This window comes from Saccharomonospora iraqiensis subsp. iraqiensis (genome assembly GCF_000430445.1).
Classification (GTDB): domain Bacteria; phylum Actinomycetota; class Actinomycetes; order Mycobacteriales; family Pseudonocardiaceae; genus Saccharomonospora; species Saccharomonospora iraqiensis.
The window spans coordinates 7,009-8,885 of the sequence record NZ_KE387087.1; the positions used below are offsets into that span (position 1 = coordinate 7,009).

Here is a 1,877-nt window from a genome sequence, read left to right on the forward strand (position 1 = left end):
GGCGTCGCGGGCTGGCGGCTCTGGCGCGGCCGTCCCGGTGCGGGCGCGGAGGACGGCGACCGGGACGTGTGGCGGTCCTCGCTGCGGCTGGGGTCGTGGGTCGGCGTGGTGTCCTTCGCGGTGCTGGTGATCAGCGGGGACGCGCAGGCCAAGCTGATGTTCGAGCAGCAACCGATGAAGATGGCCGCCGCCGAGGCGTTGTGCCACACCGAGGAACCGGCGGGCTTCTCGATCATGGCGGTCGGGGACGTGGCCGACGCCGACTGCGACAGCGTGCAGACGTTCACCGTGCCCGCTCTGCTGTCGTTCCTGGCCCACGGCGACCTCGACACCGAGGTCAAGGGGATCGACGACCTGGTCGGTGAGTACCGGGAGCGCTACGGCAGCCACTACCCGGACGACCCGGCGCTGGGTGAGCTGGCGGGCGAGCCGGTCGACTACGTGCCCAGCCTGCCGGTGACCTACTGGGGTTTCCGCATCATGATCGGGTTCGGCGCGCTGTCGGCGGCGATCGGGGTGGTCGCGTTGTGGCTGACACGGAAGGGGCGGATCCCGGAATCGCGCTGGTTCCCCCGGATGACCCTGGCCGGGATCGCGTTGCCGTTCGTCGCCAACAGCGCGGGCTGGATCTTCACCGAGATGGGCAGGCAGCCGTTCGTGGTGGTGCCGAACCCGAGCGGGGTCGACGGGGTGTGGATGTACACCGCCCAGGCGGTCTCGAACGTGACCACCGGCGAGGTGTGGACCTCGCTGATCGCGCTGACCACCGTGTACGCCGTCCTCGGCGCGGTCGAGCTGTTCCTGCTCGTGCGCTACGTCCGGGGCGGTGTCGCCGGGGTCATGGGCGGTCCGGGTGGCTCCGACGGCCCGGGTGGCTCCGACGGCCCGGACGGCCCGGACGGATCCGGCGGCTCCGGTCCCGACGATCCCGGTTCCGGTGGGTCGGGGGAGGCGCTGGCGTTCGCCTACTGACCCGTGCCGACCGCGCCACCTGCGCCACCGACCCCGCCACTGACCCCCGCCAGCGCCACGCTGCCGACCGCGAGGAGGACACGATGCACCACAGCTCCCGTCGGGTTCCCGCGACTCTTCAAGATCATTTTTTCCACCGCCGCTCACCTGGGGTTTGTGGACAACGGTGGCGGTTGTCCACAGCCTGGGGAACACCTGTTCCCCGCAGCGCCGTCCCGGGTGACCCTGTTCCCCGGGAACGCGGCCACGCACACGAGGGAGGGCAGCGCTAGTGGACCTGCCGACACTCTGGTTCTGCGTCATCGCCCTGTTCTGGCTGGGCTACCTGTTCCTGGAGGGGTTCGACTTCGGGGTGGGCATGCTGCTGCCGGTACTCGGACGCCGCGAGACCGAGCGCCGGGTGCTGATCAACACGATCGGCCCGGTCTGGGACGGCAACGAGGTGTGGTTGATCGTCGCGGCCGGCGCCACGTTCGCGGCGTTCCCCGCCTGGTACGCGGGCCTGTTCTCCGCGGCCTACCTGCCGCTGCTGCTCGTGCTGCTGGCGCTGATCGGGCGGGGGGTCGCCTTCGAGTACCGGGGCAAGGTCGACTCGGCCCGCTGGCGGGCCGTGTGGGACCGGGTGATCGTGCTCGGCTCCTGGGTGCCGCCGTTCGGGGTCGGGTTGATCCTCGCGACGACCGTGTTCGGGCTGCCGTTGGACGCCGACGGCGACCGGGTCGGCTCGGTGCTGGAGAGCGTGCGCTGGGAGACGGTGCTCGGTGGGCTGGCCGTGGTCGGGTTCTCCCTGGTCCACGGGGCGGTGTTCCTGGCGCTGAAGACGGAGGGCGAGCTGGCCGACCGCGCGCGCCGGATCGCCCTGCGCGCGGCGCCGGTCGCCCTCGCGCCCGTCCTCGCGCTGCTGG

2 protein-coding genes are annotated in these 1,877 nt (G+C 71.8%); both read left to right on the forward strand.

Annotation, left to right across the window (positions count from 1 at the left end):
• Nucleotides 1-972 (forward strand): cytochrome ubiquinol oxidase subunit I (locus ACTIR_RS0111950; protein ID WP_026454463.1); only part of this gene is annotated, 972 nt, incomplete at its 5' end.
• 271 nt (nt 973-1,243) lie between these two features.
• A partial coding sequence (gene cydB / locus ACTIR_RS22990) for a cytochrome d ubiquinol oxidase subunit II (RefSeq protein WP_034239635.1) occupies nt 1,244-1,877 on the forward strand: 634 nt, incomplete at its 3' end.